Source organism: Ruegeria sp. YTSA064 (genome assembly GCF_059610325.1).
Genome location: NZ_JBXWNK010000001.1, coordinates 451,043 through 474,704, shown reverse-complemented (window position 1 = coordinate 474,704; position 23,662 = coordinate 451,043). Strand labels below are relative to the sequence as shown.

At 56.9% G+C, this 23,662-nt stretch carries 19 protein-coding genes; 4 read left to right on the top strand and 15 right to left on the bottom strand.

All coding sequences use genetic code 11. The features are described from left to right. Nucleotides 1-75 precede the first annotated feature (75 nt). Nucleotides 76-1,653 (top strand): bifunctional metallophosphatase/5'-nucleotidase, encoded by a 1,578-nt coding sequence (locus tag AC2FI7_RS02335; RefSeq protein WP_010438917.1) that lies wholly within the window; start codon nucleotides 76-78, stop codon nucleotides 1,651-1,653. A gap of 52 nt (nucleotides 1,654-1,705) precedes the next feature. Here the strand turns inward: AC2FI7_RS02335 and AC2FI7_RS02330 are convergent, their stop codons facing one another. Then, complete coding sequence (locus AC2FI7_RS02330; RefSeq protein ID WP_496815588.1) at nucleotides 1,706-3,358, bottom strand: tetratricopeptide repeat-containing sulfotransferase family protein; 1,653 nt, start codon at nucleotides 3,356-3,358, stop codon at nucleotides 1,706-1,708. Nucleotides 3,359-3,504: 146 nt separating this feature from the next. Between AC2FI7_RS02330 and mnmH the strand changes: the two genes are divergently transcribed. Further along, the gene (mnmH, locus tag AC2FI7_RS02325) at nucleotides 3,505-4,557 is read left to right on the top strand and encodes a tRNA 2-selenouridine(34) synthase MnmH (RefSeq protein WP_496815587.1); all 1,053 of its coding nucleotides are present in this window, start codon (nucleotides 3,505-3,507) and stop codon (nucleotides 4,555-4,557) included. On the opposite strand, the gene selD is transcribed toward mnmH, so the two are convergent. The 7 genes from selD to AC2FI7_RS02290 are packed head-to-tail and all read right to left on the bottom strand — an operon-like array spanning nucleotide 4,548 to nucleotide 12,643. Then, a complete protein-coding gene (gene selD / locus AC2FI7_RS02320) occupies nucleotides 4,548-6,707 on the bottom strand; it encodes a selenide, water dikinase SelD (RefSeq protein WP_496815586.1) in 2,160 nt (719 codons plus the stop codon). The two genes, mnmH and selD, sit on opposite strands and share 10 nt — an antisense overlap. Nucleotides 6,708-6,712: 5 nt before the next feature. Next, complete coding sequence (locus tag AC2FI7_RS02315) at nucleotides 6,713-7,099, bottom strand: Na+/H+ antiporter subunit G (RefSeq protein ID WP_010438925.1); 387 nt, start codon at nucleotides 7,097-7,099, stop codon at nucleotides 6,713-6,715. 7 nt (nucleotides 7,100-7,106) lie between these two features. Continuing rightward, on the bottom strand, nucleotides 7,107-7,376 hold the full coding sequence (locus tag AC2FI7_RS02310; protein WP_010438928.1) for a K+/H+ antiporter subunit F: 270 nt from the start codon (nucleotides 7,374-7,376) through the stop codon (nucleotides 7,107-7,109). Continuing rightward, a complete protein-coding gene (locus AC2FI7_RS02305; protein WP_029621724.1) occupies nucleotides 7,373-7,870 on the bottom strand; it encodes a Na+/H+ antiporter subunit E in 498 nt (165 codons plus the stop codon). Before AC2FI7_RS02305 ends, AC2FI7_RS02310 begins: the two co-directional genes overlap by 4 nt. Further along, nucleotides 7,870-9,417 carry a monovalent cation/H+ antiporter subunit D gene (locus tag AC2FI7_RS02300; protein WP_010438933.1) on the bottom strand — a complete coding sequence of 516 codons (1,548 nt, stop codon included), beginning with the start codon at nucleotides 9,415-9,417 and terminating at the stop codon, nucleotides 7,870-7,872. Before AC2FI7_RS02300 ends, AC2FI7_RS02305 begins: the two co-directional genes overlap by 1 nt. After that, on the bottom strand, nucleotides 9,414-9,773 hold the full coding sequence (locus AC2FI7_RS02295; RefSeq protein ID WP_010438934.1) for a Na+/H+ antiporter subunit C: 360 nt from the start codon (nucleotides 9,771-9,773) through the stop codon (nucleotides 9,414-9,416). The genes AC2FI7_RS02300 and AC2FI7_RS02295 overlap by 4 nt, the downstream gene beginning before the upstream one ends. Then, nucleotides 9,773-12,643, bottom strand: a complete 2,871-nt coding sequence (locus AC2FI7_RS02290) for a monovalent cation/H+ antiporter subunit A (RefSeq protein ID WP_029621726.1) — start codon at nucleotides 12,641-12,643, stop codon at nucleotides 9,773-9,775. Before AC2FI7_RS02290 ends, AC2FI7_RS02295 begins: the two co-directional genes overlap by 1 nt. A gap of 212 nt (nucleotides 12,644-12,855) precedes the next feature. Here AC2FI7_RS02290 and AC2FI7_RS02285 point away from each other — a divergent pair, with 212 nt between their 5' ends. Next, on the top strand, nucleotides 12,856-13,326 hold the full coding sequence (locus tag AC2FI7_RS02285) for a rhodanese-like domain-containing protein (RefSeq protein WP_010438938.1): 471 nt from the start codon (nucleotides 12,856-12,858) through the stop codon (nucleotides 13,324-13,326). Then, complete coding sequence (locus tag AC2FI7_RS02280; RefSeq protein ID WP_010438940.1) at nucleotides 13,326-14,141, top strand: CE1 family esterase; 816 nt, start codon at nucleotides 13,326-13,328, stop codon at nucleotides 14,139-14,141. Before AC2FI7_RS02285 ends, AC2FI7_RS02280 begins: the two co-directional genes overlap by 1 nt. Here the strand turns inward: AC2FI7_RS02280 and mdoH are convergent, their stop codons facing one another. The 7 genes from mdoH to AC2FI7_RS02245 form a co-directional block, all read right to left on the bottom strand. Next, nucleotides 14,142-16,013 (bottom strand): glucans biosynthesis glucosyltransferase MdoH, encoded by a 1,872-nt coding sequence (gene mdoH / locus AC2FI7_RS02275; RefSeq protein ID WP_496815585.1) that lies wholly within the window; start codon nucleotides 16,011-16,013, stop codon nucleotides 14,142-14,144. After that, nucleotides 16,010-17,509: an OpgD/OpgG family glucan biosynthesis protein gene (locus AC2FI7_RS02270; RefSeq protein ID WP_010438947.1), complete on the bottom strand. Its 1,500-nt coding sequence runs from the start codon at nucleotides 17,507-17,509 to the stop codon at nucleotides 16,010-16,012. Before AC2FI7_RS02270 ends, mdoH begins: the two co-directional genes overlap by 4 nt. Next, nucleotides 17,506-18,723 (bottom strand): OpgC family protein, encoded by a 1,218-nt coding sequence (locus AC2FI7_RS02265; protein WP_010438949.1) that lies wholly within the window; start codon nucleotides 18,721-18,723, stop codon nucleotides 17,506-17,508. Before AC2FI7_RS02265 ends, AC2FI7_RS02270 begins: the two co-directional genes overlap by 4 nt. Nucleotides 18,724-18,758: 35 nt before the next feature. Continuing rightward, a complete protein-coding gene (locus AC2FI7_RS02260; RefSeq protein ID WP_010438951.1) occupies nucleotides 18,759-20,129 on the bottom strand; it encodes a tetratricopeptide repeat protein in 1,371 nt (456 codons plus the stop codon). Between the two features lie 180 nt (nucleotides 20,130-20,309). Beyond that, nucleotides 20,310-21,494 carry a CaiB/BaiF CoA transferase family protein gene (locus AC2FI7_RS02255; protein WP_010438953.1) on the bottom strand — a complete coding sequence of 395 codons (1,185 nt, stop codon included), beginning with the start codon at nucleotides 21,492-21,494 and terminating at the stop codon, nucleotides 20,310-20,312. Next, nucleotides 21,481-23,100 carry a thiamine pyrophosphate-binding protein gene (locus tag AC2FI7_RS02250; RefSeq protein ID WP_010438954.1) on the bottom strand — a complete coding sequence of 540 codons (1,620 nt, stop codon included), beginning with the start codon at nucleotides 23,098-23,100 and terminating at the stop codon, nucleotides 21,481-21,483. Before AC2FI7_RS02250 ends, AC2FI7_RS02255 begins: the two co-directional genes overlap by 14 nt. 79 nt (nucleotides 23,101-23,179) lie before the next feature. Beyond that, nucleotides 23,180-23,644, bottom strand: a complete 465-nt coding sequence (locus AC2FI7_RS02245) for a DUF302 domain-containing protein (RefSeq protein WP_496815584.1) — start codon at nucleotides 23,642-23,644, stop codon at nucleotides 23,180-23,182. Nucleotides 23,645-23,662 lie beyond the last annotated feature (18 nt).

The following is a 23,662-nucleotide window of genomic DNA, read 5'->3' as shown; positions in this document are numbered from 1 at the left end:
AGCCGGATTTCCCCCTTTGACTCTTCGCCGCGCAACGCGCACGATCACGACAAAACAACGATAGGGAGTTTTGAGATGTTCACCCGATTTTTAACTTCGGTGGCTGTATTGGGCCTGACAGCCGGTATGGCGGCTGCCGAATACAAGCTTACGATTTTGCACACCAATGACTTTCACTCGCGCATTGAACCGATCAACAAGTACGACAGCGCTTGTGGTGATGAAGACAATGCCGAGGGTAAGTGTTTTGGCGGCTCGGCACGTCTGGTGACCGCGGTGGAAGAGGCGCGTGGACGGGCCGAAAACTCGATTCTCGTGGACGGAGGTGACCAGTTTCAGGGCTCTTTGTTCTATACCTACTACAAGGGCAAAGTCGCCGCTGAGTTCATGAACAAACTGGGCTATAACGCGATGACCGTAGGCAACCACGAGTTTGACGATGGCCCCGAAGTGTTACGTGGCTTCATCGATTCGGTTGATTTCCCGGTTCTGATGTCAAATGCCGATATAGCGGACGAAGAACTTCTGACCGACAAGATCAAGAAATCCACCGTGATTGAGGTGGGCGGTGAGAAGATCGGCCTGATTGGTTTGACGCCGGAAGACACACATGACCTGGCGTCGCCGGGACCGAATATCACCTTCTCGGATCCAGTGCCTGCGGTTCAGGATGAAGTGGACAGATTGACCGCAGAGGGCGTGAACAAGATCATCGTCCTCAGCCATTCGGGTTATGGGGTGGATCAGCGCGTGGCGCAGGAAACCACTGGTGTCGACGTGATTGTAGGCGGTCATTCGAATACCTACTTGTCGAACACGTCCGATAAAGCAGCGGGACCGTATCCGACCGTAGTGAACGGGGTGCAGATCGTGCAGGCGTATGCCTATGGCAAATTCCTGGGCGAACTCAATGTGACATTCGACGATGACGGCAATGTCGTTGCGGCTGTTGGTGAGCCGCTGATCATGGACAATTCCGTGACCGAGGACCCGAGTTCGCTGGACCGCATCGCTGAGCTGGCCGTTCCGCTCGAAGAGATTCGTAAAAAAGTTGTGGCCGAGGCTGCAGACGCGATTGAAGGCGATCGGTCGGTCTGCCGCGTACAGGAATGCGCGATGGGCAATCTTGTTGCGGATGCGATGTTGGCGCGGGTCGCGGATCAGGGCGTCCAGCTTGCGATTGCAAACTCGGGCGGGCTGCGAGCCTCAATCGACCCAGGCGAGGTGACCATGGGCGAGGTGCTGACGGTTCTGCCGTTCCAGAACACGCTCTCGACCTTTGAGATCAGCGGCCAGGGTGTCATTGATGCGCTTGAGAATGGCGTGAGCCAGGTTGAAGAGGTCAAAGGTCGCTTCCCGCAGGTGGCGGGTATGACCTTTACCTGGGATCCATCGGTTGCACCGAATGAAGGCCGGGTTGTCGAGGTCTTGGTCGCCAACGGCGACGGGTTCGCACCAATTGACCCGGCGGCGACATATCTGGTTGTCACAAACAACTATGTCCGCAACGGTGGTGACGGGTACAGCGTATTCTCAGGCGATGACAAGAACGCTTATGACTTTGGCCCCGATTTGGCGGATGTAACGGCCGAATACCTTGCCGAAAACGCCCCATACCAGCCCTATCTGGACGGTCGTATCAAACAAAAGTAAGGCTAGCACAACAAACGGAAAGGCCGCCCATTGCAGGCGGCCTTTTTTTGGTTCAGTCGAACTTGTACTCAGGCCAAAGCGCTTGGTCGAAGCCGTCTAACATAGGTTGAATGTGGTATGTGACATCACGCCAGCCGCCTATGGAACGGGTCGAGATTCTCTGGCGTACCTGATCGACACTGGCAGTGCGCACTTGCTGTGTATTTCTTTCAGGGTGCATCATCTGTTCGTCCCATCCGATGCCGCAAAACGCTGTAATGTTCTTGCTATGAGTTTCGGGATCGGCGACCAGCTCTTCGTAAGATACCGACAGGATACGGTCCCCGAAGATGTTGTTCCAGTGCGCCATATAGCGCCTGTACAGGTTGGCCGAATGCGCAATTGCCTTAAGATCAGACGCATAGCGCAGCCCCGGTTCAGGAAAACGCCTGATCCATTTGGACAGGCCAACATCCCGCGGATCGCGGATCATGTTGATAACCCGGGCTTCAGGGAAAGCCGCTAATAAAAATCCAACCCGCTGATAATTGTGAGGCATCTTGTCGACAAATGCAGTTGAACCCTTGGGGGGCGGTGGCATTAGTCTGCGGAATTCCTGTGCAAAGTCTGCGGCTGCATTCGCGTCAAAAGGCGTGTTCGAATCCAGATAGGAATTTGAAAGATCAGCCCCCAGCATAAGCTCTCCGCAGCCAACAACACCGGGTAGGGAACTCAACATCATTTCCATCAATGTCGTGCCCGACCGGGGCTGCCCCACCACAAAAATCGGTCTTGGCTCGCCGTCAGGCATCGAACCAATTGAAGACATATCATCGGTGAACAGGCTGCAAATTTCGCTTTGCTTTTTCTCTTCAATTGCGAAGTCATACGGGTTCGTCGCATGTTGTGCCGCATTGGCGCGCGCGAATAGAGGCAACGCCACATGCAACCCTTTGCGTGCCAAAGTCACGTTTGCCTTTGCAAAGCCAAGCAATGAATCGTCGTGATCGCTTTGTGAAATCGCGGTTTCAATGGTGTCGGCAAGTTCCTCTGCTTGCTTTTCATCCGCTACCATCGACATTTGGTATAGCGCCGCAGCTGAAACAGGATTTGCCGCAAGAACAGAGAGCAAGATCTGCCTTGACCCGTCCTTGTCGCCGGCCTGATGCAGGTTCACTGCTTTTCGGATGGCGATGTCTTCTTTTTCAGGTGCTATCTCAAAGGCGCGTGAAATATCTTCGGTGCTTTGTTGCGCAAAGCCGATCTGCCCATAGGCCCGGGCACGCGATGAAAGCAGATCAGCATTATCAGGATCAGTCGCCAATTTTTGCGTGGCATGTTCGATGATCAAGCGCCAGTTCTGCCCTTTGAGCTGGATTTCGTCGATGACACGAACCAGTTCTTTGCTGTTGGGGAAACGCGCCAGCTTTTGTTCGGAATACGTAAGCGCGCGTGGGATTTGCCCTGTTTGCATCAGCGCATTTGCCAGATTTTCAACAAATTGCACATCGTCTGGCTTCATGCGCGATGCTTCGGCGAAATGGGGAATGGCTTGCTTGTACCGCTTCATCTCAGTCAGCACAAAACCAACAATGGCTTGATAATCTGAATCCTTGGGGAATTTCTTGATGCCCAGTTGCGCCTTTTTCAGTGCCTGAGGCAGCTTTCCCGCCTCAAGATCACTTAGTGCTTTGCTTTTGAGAGAGTTCGGGGTCTGTTGTGCCATTCGAGCGCAGGTCCCATGAATGAAATCTATTTAGAAAGTTCATTACCCAAGCGCACGCGTATTGCAATGGCTCATCAATGCGGCGTTCCGGTGTCACTGATGGCCGCTTGCTTTTCTTCTGCCGATAGGCGCGATAGACCGTTGGCATGACATTGAAATTCTCCAGTCTGGCACAGCTTTACAGCCACGAGTTTGATACGGTCATCGACGTGCGAAGCCCAGCTGAGTTCGTCGAGGATCACATGCCCGGCGCCATCAACCTTCCCGTTCTGAACGATGAAGAGCGTGCGCGGGTTGGCACCATGTATGTCCAGCAAAGCCCGTTTCTGGCCCGCAAGTTGGGTGCGGCACTGGTATTTCGCAATGCAGCGGATCACATTGAGAACCGACTTAGCCACCATGAGGGAGACTGGAAACCCTTGGTTTATTGCTGGCGTGGTGGTCAGCGATCCGGGTCCTTCGGCTGGATGCTTCAGCAGATTGGCTGGCGCGCCGAGGTGGTTGAAGGCGGATACCGATCCTATCGCCGGATGGTGAAGCAATACCTTTATGATGATGCGCTGCCCTATCGGCTGGTCGCACTGGACGGATACACCGGGACGGCCAAAACTAACCTGCTAGCACACCTGCAGACGTTAGGTGTTCAGGTGGTTGATCTGGAAGGGTTGGCCAATCACCGAGGATCATTGTTGGGCGAAATGCCCGGCGGCCAACCGAGTCAGAAAGCGTTTGAATCCGCTTTGACCGCAGCTCTGGTCGAAATGGACGAGGCCCGGCCGATCGTAGTTGAGGCGGAGTCGTCGAAAATCGGAAGCCTGATCCTGCCACCCAGCCTTTGGTCTGCCCTGTGTTCGGCACCTAGAATTCAAATCAATGCGCCGATCGAGGCGCGGACGGAGTATCTGGTTTCGGCCTATGACGACATCTTGTCAGATAGAGAAAGGCTACGAGACCGATTGTCACTGCTGCGGCTTCATCGTGGCCATGATGTTGTAGATGGTTGGTTGGATTTGATTGACGCGGGGGACAAAAGGGCTCTGACTCAGGCACTGATGGAGCAGCACTATGATCCGGCTTACGCCAAATCCCGTAAAGCACAACACGCTGAGGTAATCGCCCAGATTGATGCGCCGTCACTTGATGGCAAGGGGTTGTCCGCGACAGCGGAACAGATCGAAAGGATACTTGATCAGTTGTGAACGCGCAGGACCGGTGTCGTGTTCAAGTGGCCGATCAGAGCAGCAGGATAGCCGACGGCCTGCAGTTGGGCACACAGATGTTCAGCCTCCTCGGATGCAACGGCTGCCAATAGGCCTCCGGCTGTTTGGGGGTCGAACAACAGGTCAGCTTTGCCTCCGGTTGGAAGTTCAGGGGTTATGGTGCGGTTATCGGCGTAGATTGTGGATCGGATGCCCTGATCACTTAGTTCAACTGCACCTTTCATAACCGGGACCTGCGCCAGAGACAGGGTCGCGCCACATCCCGAAGCCTCACACATGCCCTGCAGGTGACCTGCCAGACCGAATCCTGTGACATCGGTCATCGCGTGGGCGCTTCTTAAGATGTGGGATGCCTCGCCTTGCGGCTGTATCATGTGCTCGAAGGCGGATACGACCCAATCTCCTTTTGCTTGCCCGGCCATTTCAGCGGCCATCAACACACCGCTGCCCAGTGGCTTTGTCAGGATCAAGGCATCACCGGATTTCGCACCGCCTAGCGTGATGGGTTCGGCTTCGCAAAGACCTGTCAACGTGAAGCCAAAGGTCGATTCATCGCCCATCGAACTGTGCCCACCGACAACTTCGGCACCGGCCTGATGCATGACAGAGCTGGCAACCTGCATGATTTCGGCCATCGTGCGTTGCTGGAGTTCAGCGGACATGCGGGGCAGGATGATTGTGGCCGTCGCGGCTTGTGGCTGTGCGCCCATCGCCCAAATATCACCAAGTGCGTGAACTGCGGCAATCCGGGTCATCAAGGTCGGATCATTGGTGAAGCTTCGCAGATGATCCGAAGTTATAACCTGTCGTACACCGCCGGTCTTCAGCAATGCCGCGTCGTCGCCGGGCAGCTGAGTGATGTCAGGCTTTTCAAGCCGCGGCAGTTCGGCCAGCGCGGTTTGCAGCGCTCTTCGACCGATTTTGGCACCGCATCCACCGCACATCGGCTTTTCTCCCAGTGCCTCTTGCATCCCAGCAGTGTGATACCGAGGCAGAGGGGGGGCGGGCATTTGGGGCAGTTCACGAAATCTGTTCATGAAACGCTGATCGATGCGGTTCTTCCACTTCCACATGAGCGTTCCGCTGAACGAGGTTCCCAATCGTTCGGCAACCGCAGATTTTTGGCCGAGCGAGATGAGCTTCAGGTAATCCTTTTGAGGGGCATATCGCCTCATCTTCCCGGCACCCAGTGCCGCGCGCAGATTGTCATACAAGATCGGTGCCTCGCGCACCGCGTATACCCCGGCTTTGGGGCGCGGGTTATCTGAGAGGTGCGCACAATCGCCGGCGGCAAAGATCGCAGGATCGCTGGATTGCAGGAACGCGTTCACCTGGATGAAGCCGTCTTGAAGCGCGAGGTCGCTGTTGGAAATCCAATCATATGGCCGTGCGCCTGCCGCTCCGGTGATGAATTCGGCAACGATCTGATGACCGTTTGACAAATCAATTCGCCCCTTTGAAATTTGCTGAATGGAAGCGTGCTCAAGAACCTCGATCCCTAGTTGCTTCATGGCCTGACGGATGGTTGCTGAGGCTTTTGGAATTGTTGCGGACAGGGCGGTTGCATTATCGATCAAAGTGACCTTTGCGTCACGCCCGTTGGCGCGCAGGGCATGGGCCATTGCCATGACCAATTCAGCACCGGCAACACCGCCACCGATCACCGCGACCGAGGCGGGGCCGGGCTCTGAAAGATACTCCTCCCATTGTGCGGCGAAGCGGCCAAGGGGTTTGGCGGGGACCGCATGGTCGGAAAAACCGGGCAAGGCAGGCATATCTGACGTGATCCCCACGTTGACCGAGGCGACATCAAACGCCACCGGCGCGCGTCCGGGAACATTGATTTGACGTCTGTCCGGATCGATCCCCTCAACTGTGCCCAATATTACCCGAGCCCCTGCATAGCGGGCGAGACGGACCAGATCGATATCAAGTTCCCAACGCTGATAATGGCCAGCAACAAAGCCCGGCAACATTCCCGAATAGGGCGCGGTCGGGCCGGGATTGATCACCGTAATACGCGCACCCGGCAACGGGTTCATCCCCCATTTGCGTAGCAGTAGCGCATGGGTGTGACCCCCGCCAATCAGAACCAGATCGCGGGTCAGGGGCAGCGGTGGTGTGTGCATTGTAACTAGTTCGCGCTGTGGTCCGGGACGTCTTCAACCTGCTCAACGGCGTGGGTGGCCCAAAGCTCATCCTCGCCCGCATCAGGCAAATCACTGGGCTTTTCATGTCGATGAATGTGCCATTTGGCAATGAACAGGGCCGTGATCGGTGCCGTCAGGAAAAGGAACAGCGTAATCAACAGCTCATGCAGTGAAAGTTTGCCCTCAAGCAGTACTGAATGTGCGATCGAAGCCAGGAGTACACCTCCCACACCCAGCGTTGTCGCTTTGGTTGGTGCGTGCAATCGCGACATCGGGTCTTTCAGCTTAATCATGCCAAACGAGCCGACAAAGCCGAATATGCCCGAGACGATCAGGAAGAAGGCAATGAGCAGTTCGAAGATGAATGTCATGCCGCCCTCACTCGATGATGTTGCCGCGCAGCATGAAGCGCGCGTAGGCCACGGTTGAGACAAAGCCCAGCATGGCGATGATCATCGCGGCCTCAAAGAAAATCTCGGTTTCGATGCTAAGCCCATACAGTATCAGCAATGCGATGGTGTTGATCACCATTGTATCCAGTGCCAGTACACGGGTGCCCACGCCATCTGCAGTGATGATCCGCCAAAGGCACATCATGATCGCCGCTCCGAAACAGGCGAATGCAAAATATATCGCATATTCGATCATTCGAAAATCTCCTTAAGGCGGCGCTCGTAGCGGCTTTTGATCTGGTCGCGCACTTCCTCGGGGTTTGGCGCATCCAAGCAGTGTACCAGCAGATTGTGCCCTTGTGCGGACAGATCACAGCTTACGGTACCGGGTGTCATGGTGATAGTTCCAGCAAGCACTGTGATCGCTTCGGGCGTGCGCAGTTCGAGGGGAACGCAGACAAATCCGGGTTGGCGGTCGGCATCCCGTTTGAACAGGATGATCCTGGCGACAGTAATGTTTGCGATCACGATATCCCACAGCACGACCAGCATATATTCCACGACCATTGGCCAATTGCGCAGCTTGGGACGGTCAGGCCAATAGGGTTGCGTGATGAACGGAATAATGATCCCCAGCAACAAGCCGAACACAAGCGAATTCAGCGACGGCGAATTCGCCAGTAAAATCCAGACAAGCGTCAGCAAAACGGTCAAATGAGGGTGGGGGAAAATCCGGTGCAGCAGCTTTATCATTCTTCCCTCCCTAACACGGCAGAGATGTAGTTGTCGGGTGTAAACAACTGTTCTGCGGTTTTACTGGTGTACTGCAGTGCCGGACCAGCAAATAGTGTGAGCAGTACCAGACCAAGAACCGCGCCAAAGACTGAGGTAAACGCAAGGGCTGCGTGCGGTTCAGGCGCAATTGCGGTGGCAACAGGTTCTTCTTCGGAATCTGGTTCAGTTGGCGGGATTGCCTGCACGTCGTGGCACTTCCAGAAAATGAGTGTGCCGGCACGGGCCAGTCCGACAATGGTCACGAATGATCCGATCAAGATCACAGCCCAGACCGCATTGGCATCCGGTGCCCCGCGCGAGGCGTCAAGAACAAGCAATTTGCCGATGAAGCCGGATAGTGGGGGCATTCCTGCCATAGCAATGGCACCAACAAAGAAGAGGGCCGAGATCAGCCCGGTTTGCGGCATCGGTGCAGTCGGCGAGATGGCACCTCCACGACGTTCCATCACCATATCCGCCACCAGGAATAGCAAAGCGGTCGCGAGCGTCGAATGGAAGACGTAATACAGGGCTGCTGCCGCTGCGACCTCACTGAATAGCGAGATAGCGATGAGCAATGTTCCCATCGAGGTAATGGCGCAGAAAGCAACCATCCGTGCGATATGCTGTGAGCCCAGAATGCCTACGGTACCAACCGCCAAGGTGACCAATGCTGCAGGTTGCAACCACGCACCAACCAGGCCTTCGGTTGCGGCAACGTCCGGTCCGAAGACCAGAGTATACACCCGCAGGATAGAGTAGGCCCCGACCTTCGTCATGATTGCAAACAGGGCGGCCACAGGTAGAGGCGCATTGGCATAACTTGCAGGAAGCCAGAAATGCAGCGGCAGCACGGCAGCCTTGATACAAAACACCAACAGCAGCAGAACGGCCCCAACCCGTAGCAGGGCGGTATCCTCGGGTGGAATTTCTGCGACCCGAACAGCAAGATCAGCCATGTTGAGCGTGCCGGTGACGGCGTAGATAGTTCCAAGCGCAAACAGGAAAAGGGTTGATCCCAGCAGGTTGTAGGTGACGTATTGCACCCCTGCCTTCAGCCGGACCGCTCCGCCTCCGTGTGTCATGAGCCCGTACGAAGCGATCAGAAGGACCTCGAAAAACACAAATAGGTTAAAGGCGTCCCCTGTCAGAAAGGCCCCGCAAACACCCATGAGCTGGAAATGGAAAAGGGCGTGGAAATGCTTGCCCCTATCATCCCACCCGGATCCGATGGCGTAAAGAACGATGGGCAGGGCCAGCAACGCAGTAAGCAGCACCATCATGGCCGACATCCGGTCCAATACCAGCACGATGCCGAATGGCGCAGGCCAATCGCCCAGCTCATAGACCTGGATTTCCCCGGTTGTGGCTTGCGCTGTGATGGTCAGTGCGATCCCCAGCAGCCCGACTACCCCCGCGACCGAGAATATGCGTTGCAAATCCAGATGATATCGCAGGACCATGATGATGAACGGGGCCAGGATCGCGGGCAGGACGATCGGCGCAACGATCCAGTGGTTCATGCGTCTTCTCCCGGTGCATCCACGCTGTCACTCGCACTCATGTCAATATGGTCATCCTTCGAGGACAGATAGGCAGACAGGGCGATCATCACGATCACCGCGGTCATCCCGAACGAGATCACGATTGCCGTCAGAACCAGCGCTTGCGGCAGCGGATCGGTATAGGGCACATCTTCGTATTTGTTCAGAACGGCCGGGGCGTCCAGCGCCAAACGTCCTGTGGCGAACAGGAATACGTTCACGGCATAGGTGATCAGAGACAGGCCCAGAATAACCGGGAAGGTTCGGCGGCGCAGGATCAGGAAAATCCCGGCGGCGGTCATCACACCTACGGCAGAGGCTACGAGCGCTTCCATCAGGCCTGCTCCTTCTCATTTTCATCTTCCGGAGGATTGTCTCGCAACGGATTGATATCCATCGGGAATTCCTGCGCCATGCCCGGCTGCCAGGCGAACCGCGACAGACTGTCGAGCGCCAGCATCACCGCCCCCAATACGGCGAGGAACACTCCGGTATCGAACAGAATTGCAGTGGCCCATTCGAACTCTTCCAGAGGTGGCCAGTGGATATAACCGAAATCACTTGTCAGGAACGGGCGCTCATTAAACCACGCGCCTAAACCGGTGGCGGCGGCAATCAGGACACCCCAGCCGATCGTGCCGTGGTAGTAGAACCGTTGCCGTTCGATGGCCCATGTGTATCCGCTGGCCATGTATTGCATCAGATATGCGATGGCGACGATGAGGCCTGCGATAAAGCCACCTCCGGGCTGGTTATGGCCACGGAAGAAGATGTAGGCACCAACCATCAAGGCAATTGGCATCATTACCCGTGTGGCGACAACCATCATCAGAGGATGCGAGTCACCTGACTGCGGCCAGTGCGGTTTGCGGTTCAGCAAATAGCCGCGCACGTTGGTGCTCAGAACCGCTTCGGTCAGGGCAAAGATGATCAGGGCGGCAATACCCAGCACGATGATCTCACCGAATGTATCAAAACCCCGGAAGTCGACGAGAATTACGTTCACCACATTGGTACCGCCACCGCCCTTGTAGGAATTCGCAAGATGGAATTCCGAAATCGTCGGAAAGGCGAAATCCCGCATCATCAGCGCGTAGATCAACGCGCCCGAGCCGACCCCGGCAACAACCGAAATCGCTGCATCGCGCCAGCGCCGTGCGGCGCTGCTGTCCCAAGGCGTTTCGGTGGGCAGGAAGTTCAGCGACAGCAACAACAGGATCATGGTTACAACTTCAACTGAGATCTGCGTCAGTGCCAGATCGGGGGCCGAGAGATAGTTGAACGCCATGGATACGATCAGACCGACAACCCCAATCAACACCAGTGAGAGCAGGCGGTTGCGGTGGAACCACATGATCGCAAGTGTCGCCGCGACAAGGCAAATCCAACCGATGATGGGAATGATCTGGGCCGGGAGCGGCACCCGGGTTTCTAAGCCTATCGTGCCAGTTGCAAAGGCGTAGTAACCGATGCCGACCGTGAAGGCGATCAGGATGATGGCATAGCGGCTGATCACGCCGTTGTGCAGCTCATCCGTAATCCACCGGCTAAGGCGGGTAAGCGCGTCGATGACCGCTTCGAAGATCACCTTGGCCTCGGGGCGGGGCAGGACGTTCCAGATCTGGTCGCCGCGTTTATGCAGCGACAGCAGGAACAGGCCACCCAGCGTTGCCACTGCCGACATGTAAAGCGCAGGAGTGAAACCATGCCATAGTTTCAGCGAGTAATAGGGCAGCTTCTCGCCCCCGATCACCGCGCTGGAGACAACCGCGACAAGCGGGCCAACGATGGCTGCGGAATAAAGACCGATCAGGACGACCAGCACCACAAGGAACGCCGGGGCCAGCCAAAGACCGACGGGCGGGTCGTGCGGATGCGCGGGATAATCGTCGCGCTCGGGGCCCAGAAAAACATGGCTGACAAAGCGGAAGGAATAGGCCGCCGAAAACAGCGCCGCCAGCAGGGCTAGACCGGGCACCAGATAATGCGAGTTCAGCCAGGTGGTGTGAACGGTCTCCTCCAGCATCATCTCTTTTGACAGGAACCCATTCAGTGGTGGTAGACCGGCCATCGATAACGCCGCAATGGTGCCAATGATAAAGGTGATTGGCATGAGGTGCCGCAGGCCGCCCAGCCTTTTGACATCGCGCGTTCCGGTCTCGTGATCCACGATCCCAGCGGTCATGAACAAGGCCGCCTTGAACGTCGCGTGGTTGATGATGTGGAAGATGGCTGCCACAGCCGCGATCTTGGTGCCAAAGCCCAGCAGCATGGTCACCAATCCAAGGTGTGAGACTGTCGAAAATGCAAGCAGTGCCTTGAGATCGTCCTTGAACAGCGCAATCACTGCACCCAGCAGCATGGTGATCAGCCCGGTGGTGGCGACGATGTAAAACCACGCATCCGTCCCAGCCAGAACCGGCCACATCCGGGCCATCAAGAACAGACCGGCTTTTACCATCGTGGCAGAGTGCAGATAGGCTGAAACTGGTGTCGGTGCAGCCATGGCGTGCGGTAGCCAGAAATGAAACGGGAATTGTGCCGACTTGGTGAAACAGCCCAGCAGTATCAGGATCAGCGCGGGCAGGTAGTAGGGCGACGCCTGTATCAGTTCTTTGTTCTGCAGGATGACGCTTAGATCGTAGGAGCCAACGATGTTGCCCAGGATCAGCATCCCGGCGATCATCGCCAGCCCGCCTGAGCCGGTGACAGCCAGCGCCATCCGGGCACCTTGCCGCCCTTCGGGCAGATGCCTCCAATAGCCGATCAAAAGGAATGAGCTTAGGGACGTAAGTTCCCAGAAAATAAGAAGAAGTAATATGTTGTCAGACAGAACGATACCGACCATCGCGCCCTGAAACAACAGTAGATAGGTATAGAACTGCCCCATCGGATCTTCGCGTGACAGGTAAAACCGCGCATACAGGACTATCAGCAAGCCGATCCCTAAGATCAGCAGCGCGAACAGAAAACCCAGCCCGTCGAGCATGAAATTCGCGTTCAGCCCCAGCCCCGGTATCCAGTCAAATCGCGCAGTCACCACCTCGCCGCGCATGACGCTGGGAATATGGATCAATAGTCCCATGAGGGCGAGGAATGTGGTCAGCCCTGCCGCGGAAGCTGCTGCGTTTCGTCCTGCCCGGATCAAGAGGGCTGGAAAAACAGCTCCGAGGAAGGGAAGGGCCGCGATAAGGAATAGGGACAAGTGCGATACTCCGGTCTGTGCGGTCAAGTTAGTCCTGATTTTGTAGGGAAAAATTCCGAACTGTCCAGAGATTGGGCTGTTTTTTCGAAGAGATTGACCATTGCAAAGTTGTTCGGGGGGCGATGACGATATCTTGAACAACGCGCGCGAACTGGGGCGCGAAATGGTGGCGTGCTTGTGATATGACCCAAATTTACATCAGGAGTCGCAATTTGGCAGAACACGCGATCAAAACCCGTCGATGGGTCTTGCTTGGTGCAGGAACGGTGATAGCCGGAGGCTTGGCGCTCCGGGAATACCGTTTGATTCCACAGGATTACGCAGGACATCAGATCGCGGTTTCCACTGCCCACCAGCAGGTGCGGCAGGGGGATATTGTTCTGATCGACATCCGTACCCCTCGCGAATGGCGCGCAACGGGGATCGGTGAAGGTGCCCATCCGCTCGACATGCGACGCAAAGATTTTGTGCCCGTTTTGGATCAATTGCTCGAGGGCGATCGCACCGTGCCGGTGGCATTGATTTGCGCGCGTGGTGTACGTTCTGCCCGGTTAAGCAACCAACTGACCGAAGCGGGTTTCACCAATGTCATCGATGTGCCTGAGGGTATGTTGGGGTCGGCCGCCGGACCAGGTTGGGTTCGTGCGGGTCTGCCAGTCAATGATTACAAAGAGGATACGTAATGCGAGCGAGATTATTGCTGGCTTTGGGCCTTGCCTTTACGGGGGAAACCGCTCTGGCCGTTTGCGGTGATCAAGATGGGGTTTGCAAGACAGATGCAGGCGCGTATCAGATCGAGTTGCCGGCAACTGACAATCCGCCGCTAGTCGTATTCATGCATGGATACGGTGGCACGGGTACTGGGACACTCAAGAACAGGGCAATGGTCGATCCGCTCCTGAATCGCGGCTACGCCGTGATGGCCCCGGAAGGTTCCGAGCGGAATGGTCGTCAAAGCTGGAACTTCTTCCCTGGTTGGGACGGGCGTGATGAGGCCGCATTTTTGACCGAAGCCGTTCAGGATGCGGCCAAGCGGTTTGACGTAGACCCCGGTCGCGTGGTGCTAAGCGGTTTTTCAGCGGGTGCATTTATGGTTTATTACCTTGCCTGCGCTGCGCCGGAAAACTTCTCGGCCTATGCACCGGTTTCAGGCGGTTTCTGGAGGCCGCATCCCGAGACTTGCGAAGGACCGGTCCGTCTGTTCCACACCCACGGTTGGACAGACAATGTGGTTCCGTTGGAAGGGCGCATACTGGGCGGAGGCCGGTTCCATCAAGGTGATATCTTTGCTGGATTGGAGATCTGGCGCGTTGCCAATGAATGCGTCGATACCAAACCCAGCGGGTTTTCAACCACTGGCCAGTTCATGCGTCGGAACTGGATGGGATGCGCTGAAAGCAGCGCGCTGGAATTCGCGCTGTTTCCAGGTGGACATACAGTGCCCAAAGGTTGGGCCGATATGATGGTGGATTGGTACGAGGGCTTACCCGGCAGTTGATTACTCTGCTGGGGTGACGATGCCCTTACCTTCGATCAGGCGCTTCAACTCATCACGATAGAGCCGTGCTGACCGGGTGATGGCAGGCTCGCTGACGTCTTCGCGCATCCCGACCATACGACGCGCAGCGCCCGCTGATACGCCGCTGAGCGCCGAAAGCGGGATTGCCAGCGCAAGACTGATCGCGATTGGGGCCAACCAAACTGAGACGAGACCAGCAAGGATACCAACGCTCAATGCCACACCGCTTACGGTTTCAAGCGCGTGACACAAGATCAGGGTCCGCAGCCCATAGCTGCCGCCATCGCGGGCCTGCGGTGACCAGCCTTTTTGAATGCCCAGGGTGGTCCGGAAAACCGCGATCATCTGCTGCACCATCAAAATCGGAGCATAGAGAACTGATAAAACGACCTCGGACAGGAATGAAGTAAAGAACTTACGGGTACCGCCGAAATCGGAATATCGTACGCCGCTGAGGGGCAGTGCGGCCACGCCCAGAACCTTTGGGGCCAGCAGCATTGCGTACATCACCAAAATGATCAGTACGTGGCGTGTTTCGGACATCTCAGGCCATTGCGGGAAAAGCGGATTGTCGGGGCTGAAGTAATGCAGAACCGAGGCATCCTTGCCCTGGCCGATCAAAGCCCACATCACCAAAAGCGCAAACCATAGCGGCGACATCAGATATCCGACCGCACCGTGAAACATATGGAAGCGTGAGACCGCACGGAACCCCGTCGAACCAAGCAGTTTCAGGTGCTGCAGGTTGCCCTGACACCAACGGCGGTCGCGCATGGCGTGGCCGATGAGGGTGGGTGGTGTTTCTTCATACGATCCGCGAATGCGTGGCAAAAAGCGCACGGCCCATCCGGCGCGACGCAGCAGTCCGGCCTCGACGAAATCGTGGCTCATGATCAGCTTGTCCTGCCCATTGAGAGATTTCAGCTTCGGCAAGCCCGCGCTGGAGGCAAAAGCGCTTGTGCGGATGATGGCGTTATGGCCCCAGTAATTGCCTTCTTGCCCGCACCAGCGGGCCAGACCTTCGGCAAATGCGATACCATAGACACCATTGGCAAATTGCTGCATCCGGGCGAAAACCGACTGCGCGCCGATCAGTTGCGGATAGCTCTGGATCAGGCCTGCACCCGGATCACGCGCCAGCGCGTCGGTCAAACGGCTGATCGCGCGACCTGTCATCAAGCTGTCGGCATCCAGCACCAGCATCGCATCCCAATCCGCGCCCCAGCGGCTGACCCAATCGGCAATGTTCCCGACCTTGCGATCCGTGTTTGCAGGGCGGCGGCGATAGTAAAGTTCCAAACCTGGTGCCAAGGTTGTGCGCAATGCCTCGACACTGGCCTGTTCTTGCGCCGCAATTTCGGGATCGCGGGTATCGGATAGAATGAACATGGCATAATGGTGCTGACCGCCGCGTTGCTGCAGGTCTTCAAGCATTGTGCGAGCATTGCCCAGAACGTTCCAGGGCACCTCGTTGTAGACCGGCGTCAACAGCGCCACGCGCAGCGGCTGCGGTCGGCCTTCGCGTTTGGGCTGCTCCTGACGGGACAGCGAAACCATGCCCAGCAACACGGTACAGACCGTGAATGAAATCCAGAAGAAGTTGAAAGAGATCAACGTTAGCAGGATACCTTCGACCAGGTTGATCCCCTCGGCGCTGAACCAGTCAGACATGACCCAGAGCAGGCCCAAAGTTGCCGCCATCGCCGGTGAAAAGGCCAGCGCACGCCAGAATCCGGCTGATGGTCTCCGACCGCCAGTCGGGGCCTGCGCATCGCGGAACCCCTGCGCAAAGTTCTGCGCGGGCATCGCCAGAGGGGCCTCGGGCGGCATGATATGAAGATCGCGGCTCATGAGGTCCAACGGTATAGCCAGACTTCAGAGGCCGGCTGTTTGTCTTTCAGCAATTGTGCGCGCAATTCGACATGGTTGCGTTCACCAGGTTCAAACGAGAACGCCAGTCGTAATCCACCTGTATCTGGATTACGCTGCAACACCCCGTCCGACGTCTCAGCATGAGGCGAGTCGACAAAAACAGTCATCTCCTCGGGGTCGTCAAACAGATCGCTTGGTTCAAAGTCGATCACGGCCAACCGTCCTTCGCCAAAGGTATTATCGCCCATGGCTGTATTGATGACCCGCGCGACGGGTGTGTGCTGAGGCTCTTCGCCCCAGATCAGGCGATAGGACATATCAACTTGGCTGCCTGCCGCGTACGGTTCCATCGGCCGCCAGTAGGCGACGATGTTGTCATAGATTTCCTGATCTGCGGGTATTTCTACCAGCGTGACAGACCCCTTGCCCCAGTCCCCATTGGGCTCGACCCACAGGCTGGGGCGCTTGTGATAGTTGGCCTCAAGATCAGCGTAGTCTGAGAATTCGCGCTTACGCTGCATCAGGCCAAAGCCACGTGGGTTCATATCCACAAATGAGGCGATCTGCAGGCGGGTTGGATTGGCCAATGGCCGCCATAGGACTTCGCCCGCACCATTCCGGATCAGCAACCCGTCGCTGTCGTGAACTGCGGGGCGAAAATCATCGAACCGGCTGTGATTGGTCTGATCGAACAGGAACATGGATGTGCCTGGTGCGATGCCGACATGGGACAGGTCGGTGCGCGGAAACAGCGTTGCGCTGACGTCCATGATGGTGTCGTCACCTGGCGTGATTTCAAACCGGTACGCACCACTGACGCTGGGGCTGTCCATCAGGGCGTGGACCACCATGTTCCGCTGTCCCGACGCAGGCTTTTCGAGCCAGAAGCGAATGAAATCGGGAAATTCCTCCCCATCGGGATCGCCGGTTTTCAGCGCCAAACCGCGTGCTGACAAACCATATGCTTCGTGCAAACCGATCGCGCGGAAATAGCTGGCACCCTGAAAGACGCAGAACTCGTCGGTTAACCCGGGCCGATGCATCTCGGCACGCAGGCGGAACCCCGAAAAGCCCAGCGTTTCATCTGCAGGCAAAGAGGGAACGTCTTCGCTTTTTGTGAACATGTCCAGATCAAAGGCAACAGGTGTCACATGACCATGGTCGACGGTTGAAATTTGCACTGCGCGAGGGAAGTAAAGTCCGGGCGCGAAGAAGTCGACTTCGAACGGTGACTTGGTGCTGTACCAAAGGCCTTTTTCCAACTGGAAACGGATCGAGCGATATTGCTCATAATTCAGATCCTGCCATTCTTGCGGCACCATCTCGCGTTCTACATAAGGTCGGCTTGCCAGGTCACGCGCCATTTCGATAACTGTGTTGCGGTCAAAGGCGACCTCACCGCCGGTCGCATGAGCTGCCGGAGCGAGGATCAATGCCGTTGATGAGGCGAGGAATGCGCGGCGTGTAAAATTCATTTCTTAGTCTTCCAAGGGTGTGACTTAAACCACGCGGCCAGATAGGCCACGCCGATGATCATGGCAAAGCCAATCATGTTGGCGACAAAGACACTGGCAACATCCCGCCCACTCAGGTCCAATCCGACGCCGATAAGTCGTGCTGCAGCCATGGAAAATACAAAGACCGCAAGCGACTGCTGCCCGACTTTGGTGATGACACTCAGCAGCAACTGCCAAACCTTCGCTGCGGCTCCCTGACCGGTGGTGATCAGGCGATGGCCATGCTCACCGGCAACAACCCAGCCCAGATAGGCCAGTGAGAGGAAATGCAAATATCGGAAAAGGCCAAAGTCTGTCTTGTTGCGGAACTCTTTGGTTACCGGCCAGACTTTGCGGATTTCATCGGCCAGATCGGGTGCTGCGGCATTTATCCAGGTAAAAACCTTCCACGAACCAAACGGCATCGAGAAGATCAGGAATAATGAGGCCGCCCAGATCAACGTTTTTGAAACCGGCGGGGCGGGAATCCAGCCGCGCATGAACGCGAAGCCAGTGAAGAACAGCAATTGCCAGCCAAACGGGTTGAAGAACCATTGCCGATCCGACCAGGGCTCAGCAGGCAGATCGAGATAGTCGTATTGCGCGATCAGCCAGATCGTGACCGAGGCCAGGGCGACTGCCCAAAACCCGATGCGATGCAGCCCCATGAACAGCGGCATCATCGCAAGCACCACCAGATACATCGGTAGGATGTCAAAATAGTTGGGCACATAGGTCAGGGTGAACAACCCTACGATCTGTGGCGCGGGGTCATTGAAGAAATGCTGCAGGTTCAGCGACGAGATATAGTTTTTCTCGAACAGCCCGCTTTGGTTCAGCGCTGCCATGGTCATAGCGACGAAGAAAAACAGACAAATATGGGCCCAATAGACCTGCCAAATACGGAACGATACGCGCGCGGTGCCCATCAACCAGCCCTTGCGCATGAACGCTCCGCCAAAGGCGATGGCCGAGGCCATGCCGGAGCAGAAAACAAAGATTTCGGTTGCATCCGAAAACCCGAACCGGGCAGGAATCCACTTGGCCCAGGGATCGTTCGGGATATGGGCAATAAGGATGATGAACATCGCGATACCGCGATAGAAATCAAGGCGCGGGTCGCGCGTGCGGGCAGGGGCAGCGCTTTGAGAGGCCACCGGAGCAAAATCAGAAGCGGGCGATGCAGTCGCCATACGGTTTCTGTCCTTCTTGGTCTTTTTTATTGTTCTTATTCGGCGGGGACGCTTTGTGCGTCGCCATTGTCGCGTGCGGCCTCGATCAACGCGCGGCGGGCGAGGGCATAGTTGTCTTCGCCACCGGAGCGCTTGGCGCGGCGGTCGTCAAGAATGCGCTCGACAGCATCCAGACGGCCGGCGCGCAGGCCTGAATCAATTGTGATGCGCTCGAATACATCACGTTGGGCGTGGCTGCCACCAGCCAGCTGCATTCCACCACGTGCGTCTGACAAAAAGTCAAAGGCTTGGCCATAGAGGCCTTCGCCAAAGGCCTCAAGCCCCTTGGCCGCAGCGACGCCGGGATCAGACATGCGGATCGGCGTATCGCCCTGGTTGCGCTGGGCATCGCTCTGGATGCGGTGCAGTATTTTGCTGGTCGCATCCGAACGGTTGTCGCCAGTCAGGGCCAGCAAGTAATGCAGGTCGGCGAAGATCAGGCATCCGTCTTCGGTGCGGGCGGCGCTGAGATCGGCCAATTCTTCCCAACGGTTGCCTACGTCGACGCCCTCAAGCTCAAGCCGCGACAAAAGCGAGGTGGCGTTCGAGATATCTCGGTAATCGTCGGTTTTGTCCTGACGAATGTGGTGATCGTAAAGCGCCATCACCTGATCGACCTGTCCCAGATCCAAACGCATCAGCGCCTTGTGCCACCAGACGTGATAGCGGAAGTTGTTGCAATGCGCCCAGGCGTCCTCGCGTCCCGCGAGCCAGTCCAGACCCAACTGGGCATTGCCGGTCATCTCGTGCACATGCGCTACGGCGTGCAGTCCCCAGGCGTCGTCCGAGACCATCCACAAGGCCTGACGCCCGGCGATCTCGGCTTTCTCGTAGGCACCCGTTTCTTCAAGAGCAAATGAATGGCAGCCCAGCAGATATCCACGCCCAGCGTGGTCGGGTTCGTAAGCGGGCATCACGCGCTCAATCGAACGGCGCATACCGTGCGAATCCCCCAGAACGAACCGAGTGGCGTGGCTGAGTTTCATCGCCAGAGTGTCCGTGGGGTGCGCCCGAAGGATTTCTTCGAATTTCTGTACCGCTTGAGTGGGGAGGTCAGCCATATACATCGCCAGTGCCTCGACATACAGCTTTTCACGGTCCGAAACCGGCTGACGCTCCATCGCTGCATTGGCTGCGGTCAGCGCTTCGGCCGCGACCGCGATCATCTCGCGGCGACCCAGCAGGACCATGAACAGACCTTTGATCGCGTGACCCAGGGCAAAGTCCGGCTCAAGCTCCAGCACCTTGCCCAGATGCTGCGGCGTTACGGCTGCGTGCGCCATGAACCCAAGGAGAACACCATCCCACGCCTCGACGCTTGCGGGCTGGGTCAGGGTGTTCATCTGTCCAAAGACGTCTTGTTTCATGCTTGGGTCCAATCTGATTGCGGCATTCTATAGTGTTTGATGTAACAGAGTGTGCCGCGGGGTCGTAACAGTATCGACCCTGCTCTCGAATTGGTGAAAACGCGTGTGTGGAAAACGCGAAAAAAACCGCCGATTCAAGGGCATGTTTCAGCAACTTGCCGCCTAATCAGGCAGAGTGTTTCAATCTTCGAAGGGATTTTCTGCGTTTAGAACAGCTTGTGTGTCAGCGCCACAGACTGGAGGTGCACTGCGATATGTTACAGGTGTACGGGACAGGTTCAGAGGGTTTCCGATCAATTGCACCTCACCGGGTGCAGCCTGCATGGTGACCTGCATCCGCCGGGCAGCGACCTGATCTGAGGTGAAGACCTGATCAAGTGTTTGCACAGGACCAACCGGTACTTTCAATTCTTCCAGTCCTGCAATAACGCGGCTGGTATCCAGCGCCTGTACGGCGGGGCGAAGGATTGCATTCAATGCGTCACGATTTTCAAGACGGGCAGGATTGGTGGCAAATCGCGGATCGTCAGCAAGCTCTGGGTGTTGGATGAAACTGCAGAATCTTTTGAACTGGCTGTCGTTTCCGACCGCAAGAATCACGTGCCCGTCGCTGGTTGCATATACGTCGTAAGGGACAATGTTTGGATGCCCGTTGCCGCGTCGTTGAGGCACATTGCCCGAGGTCAGGTAGTTCACGCCTTCGTTGATCAGCCAGGCCACTTGCGAATCCACCAGCGCAAGGTCGACCTGCTGGCCTTCGCCGGTCAGATCGCGATGCCGCAGAGCCGCCAAAATACCGACGCAGGCATACATGCCGCACATCACATCGGCGATGCCAACGCCAACCTTCATTGGTGCGCCTTCGGGATCTCCAGTCAGCGACATAACTCCGCCATAGCCTTGTGCCATCAGGTCATAACCGGGTTTCGATGCGTTCGGACCGGTCTGCCCGTAACCCGAGATCGAGCAATAGACTAGGCTGGGAAACTCTTTGGACAGGGTGGCGTAGTCGAGCCCGTATTTCGCCAGCCCGCCGGGCTTGAAGTTCTCGATCAGGATATCCGCATGAGACGCCAATCTCCGGATTTCCGCTTGACCTTCCGCCGAGGCGATATCCAACGCGACCGATTTCTTGTTGCGATTGGATGACATGAAATAGGCGCTCAAATCCGAGCGGTTACCATCCGCGTATTCGATGTAGGGAGGACCCCATTGCCGCGTGTCGTCACCTCCGGTCGCTGGGTTTTCGATCTTGATGACGGTGGCTCCCAAATCACCCAGCAGTTGCGTGCAGGTCGGGCCAGCCAGAATGCGCGACAGATCCAGTACCTTGACGCCCTTCAGGGGTCCTTCAGATGCGGCCATCATATCCTCCACGGTCGATCTCCGCAGCAATGACAGTGAATTTGTCGGCTTTCAACGCCTGATCCAGCGCTGCCCGCAATTCGTCGCGGTTGCGCACCGTATGACCGTACCCGCCAAAGGCTCGCCCCATGGCGGCAAAGTCGTGGCGGTCGAAATCGACACCTCGATTGCCCATCTGGCGCTGGCGCTGCTTCAATTCAATCAGGGCAAGGCTGGAATCGACAAACACAAGAAAGATCGGGTTGCCGCCCATTTCGGCGGCAGTCGAAAGCTCTCCGGCGACCATCAGAAACCCGGCGTCGCCCGAGAAGCTGATCACGGGGCGGTCCGGTTCAGCCAGTTTCAGTCCAATCGCCATAGGGACAGCGCACCCCATTGTGCATAGCGCCGAAGACTGGATCAGCCCGCGCTCCTCCGAACACTCCCACATCTGGCTGAGCAGTATGCGATGGGCGCCACTGTCGGCGGTGGCGAGTGACTCAGTTGGTAGCACTGCACGGGTTTCCGCGATGATCGCCGCCGGTCCCCAGTCTTCATCGGTTGGGAAGGCTTCTGCCAGTGCTGTCTTGACTTGATCCGGTTCACCATTCGACCAAGTCTTGCGGGCAGGGTTGCCCTTGGCGATGGCCTCAAGCGTTGCGCTGGTGTCCGCCACCAAATTTAATCCGGCCTGATGCATATAGTGATCGTTCACTACAGCAGCAATGTCGATCACTCGCTTGTCTTCCGGGTCCCAAATCTCGCGCCAGCCAGGGCGCATTTCTATGGGGTCATAGCCCAAGCATAGCACCAGATCAGCTTGTTCCACCAACGGGATCAGATGCTTGTCGGCCAGCGGCGAAAGACCCGCCCCACCCAGACATAGCGGATGATCCTCGGGCACCACCCCCTTGGCCTTGTAGGTCGTGACGAAGGGAATGTTGAAATGCTCCAAAAACGCCCGCACGACAAAGCGCGAGTCGTCGTAGAGAATATCGAGACCAATGATCGCCAAGGGGCGTTCGGCCTCGGCCACCCAACGGCGAGCCTTTTCCAGACATTCAGCGCCAGGTGCGACGGGTGCGATTTTCGCGAGACGACGGTGTTTAACCCCCGATACGCGCGTATCGGCCACTGAGATTGGCACATCGATGTGCACCGGACCGGGGCGCGGCTGGTTCGCAAGCGATACCGCCTTGTCGGCGATGATATCGGCCCCGTCAGCAGTTAGCATGAAAGTGCCCTTGGTGATCGAGCGGTAGACTTGCGAGTGATCCATCACCTGATGAGTGTAGGTCAGTGCTTCGTCCGCATCGACGCATCCGGTCAACACGATCATCGGAACGCGATCCTGCAATGCGTTCGCGACAACGTTAATCCCATTCATTGCGCCCGGGCCAAGCGTGGCCACCAGAATCGCAGGTGCACCATCGCGATGATGAACGGCTTCGGCCATGAAACCGGCTGCGTTTTCATGTTTGGTCAGATGAAAGGTGATACCTGCGCTTTCCAGTGCATCCACCAATGTCAGAACCTCGCCACCGGGCATTCCGAACGCGTGGCGGCATCCGGCCTCGAAAAGGCGTTGTGCCAACAGATCCGCAGCGCGGGGGGACAGGTCCTGCATCAATCAAGCTCCGACAAGTTTATCTTTCAGCAGATTGCGGAGGACGCGCCCGGACGCAAGCAGCTTCACGTCAGTGTGACTATTTGACGGCGCGTTCCGCCACGGCCTGAAACTTTGCGTCTAATTCGGCGGCAATCTCGCGCAGCGCCTCACCGCCTTCATCCGTATATGGGGCGAACACAAAACTTGGCATTTTGTAGGACAGGGTCGCAGTGCCATCCTTTTCCTCGGTCACGTAGAAACGGATGGGCGCTTCGATCATCGCATTGGTCGAGGTTTCAAGGACCCGAACTGCGTAGTCGTTGTTGAATGCGCCGATCACTCGGTTGCCCGGAATGGTAATGCCGCGCGAGGCCGCTGCTTTGGTCGGTCCGGCCTGAGTGACCACGATCAGGCCGTTCTCTTTTACCGCGGCCTTTGTGTCTTCCACGAGGCTCTCATAGCTTTTTCCGCTGGGGTAGACCGCCCATCCGGCAAGTGGTTCGATGCTGTCAGCCCAAGCAGGCATGGCCAGCAGGCAGATCGCAGCCCAAAGCGCCCTCATGTTCTATCCCTTCCTGTT

Bases quoted from the DNA above. Each gene is read 5' to 3' on its own strand.
- AC2FI7_RS02335 (WP_010438917.1), top strand. From the start codon at position 76: ATGTTCACCCGATTTTTAACTTCGGTGGCTGTATTGGGCCTGACAGCC.
- AC2FI7_RS02330 (WP_496815588.1), bottom strand. From the start codon at position 3,358: ATGGCACAACAGACCCCGAACTCTCTCAAAAGCAAAGCACTAAGTGAT.
- mnmH (WP_496815587.1), top strand. From the start codon at position 3,505: ATGACATTGAAATTCTCCAGTCTGGCACAGCTTTACAGCCACGAGTTT.
- selD (WP_496815586.1), bottom strand. From the start codon at position 6,707: ATGCACACACCACCGCTGCCCCTGACCCGCGATCTGGTTCTGATTGGC.
- AC2FI7_RS02315 (WP_010438925.1), bottom strand. From the start codon at position 7,099: ATGACATTCATCTTCGAACTGCTCATTGCCTTCTTCCTGATCGTCTCG.
- AC2FI7_RS02310 (WP_010438928.1), bottom strand. From the start codon at position 7,376: ATGATCGAATATGCGATATATTTTGCATTCGCCTGTTTCGGAGCGGCG.
- AC2FI7_RS02300 (WP_010438933.1), bottom strand. From the start codon at position 9,417: ATGAACCACTGGATCGTTGCGCCGATCGTCCTGCCCGCGATCCTGGCC.
- AC2FI7_RS02295 (WP_010438934.1), bottom strand. From the start codon at position 9,773: ATGGAAGCGCTCGTAGCCTCTGCCGTAGGTGTGATGACCGCCGCCGGG.
- AC2FI7_RS02280 (WP_010438940.1), top strand. From the start codon at position 13,326: ATGCGAGCGAGATTATTGCTGGCTTTGGGCCTTGCCTTTACGGGGGAA.
- mdoH (WP_496815585.1), bottom strand. From the start codon at position 16,013: ATGAGCCGCGATCTTCATATCATGCCGCCCGAGGCCCCTCTGGCGATG.
- AC2FI7_RS02270 (WP_010438947.1), bottom strand. From the start codon at position 17,509: ATGAATTTTACACGCCGCGCATTCCTCGCCTCATCAACGGCATTGATC.
- AC2FI7_RS02265 (WP_010438949.1), bottom strand. From the start codon at position 18,723: ATGGCGACTGCATCGCCCGCTTCTGATTTTGCTCCGGTGGCCTCTCAA.
- AC2FI7_RS02260 (WP_010438951.1), bottom strand. From the start codon at position 20,129: ATGAAACAAGACGTCTTTGGACAGATGAACACCCTGACCCAGCCCGCA.
- AC2FI7_RS02255 (WP_010438953.1), bottom strand. From the start codon at position 21,494: ATGGCCGCATCTGAAGGACCCCTGAAGGGCGTCAAGGTACTGGATCTG.
- AC2FI7_RS02250 (WP_010438954.1), bottom strand. From the start codon at position 23,100: ATGCAGGACCTGTCCCCCCGCGCTGCGGATCTGTTGGCACAACGCCTT.
- AC2FI7_RS02245 (WP_496815584.1), bottom strand. From the start codon at position 23,644: ATGAGGGCGCTTTGGGCTGCGATCTGCCTGCTGGCCATGCCTGCTTGG.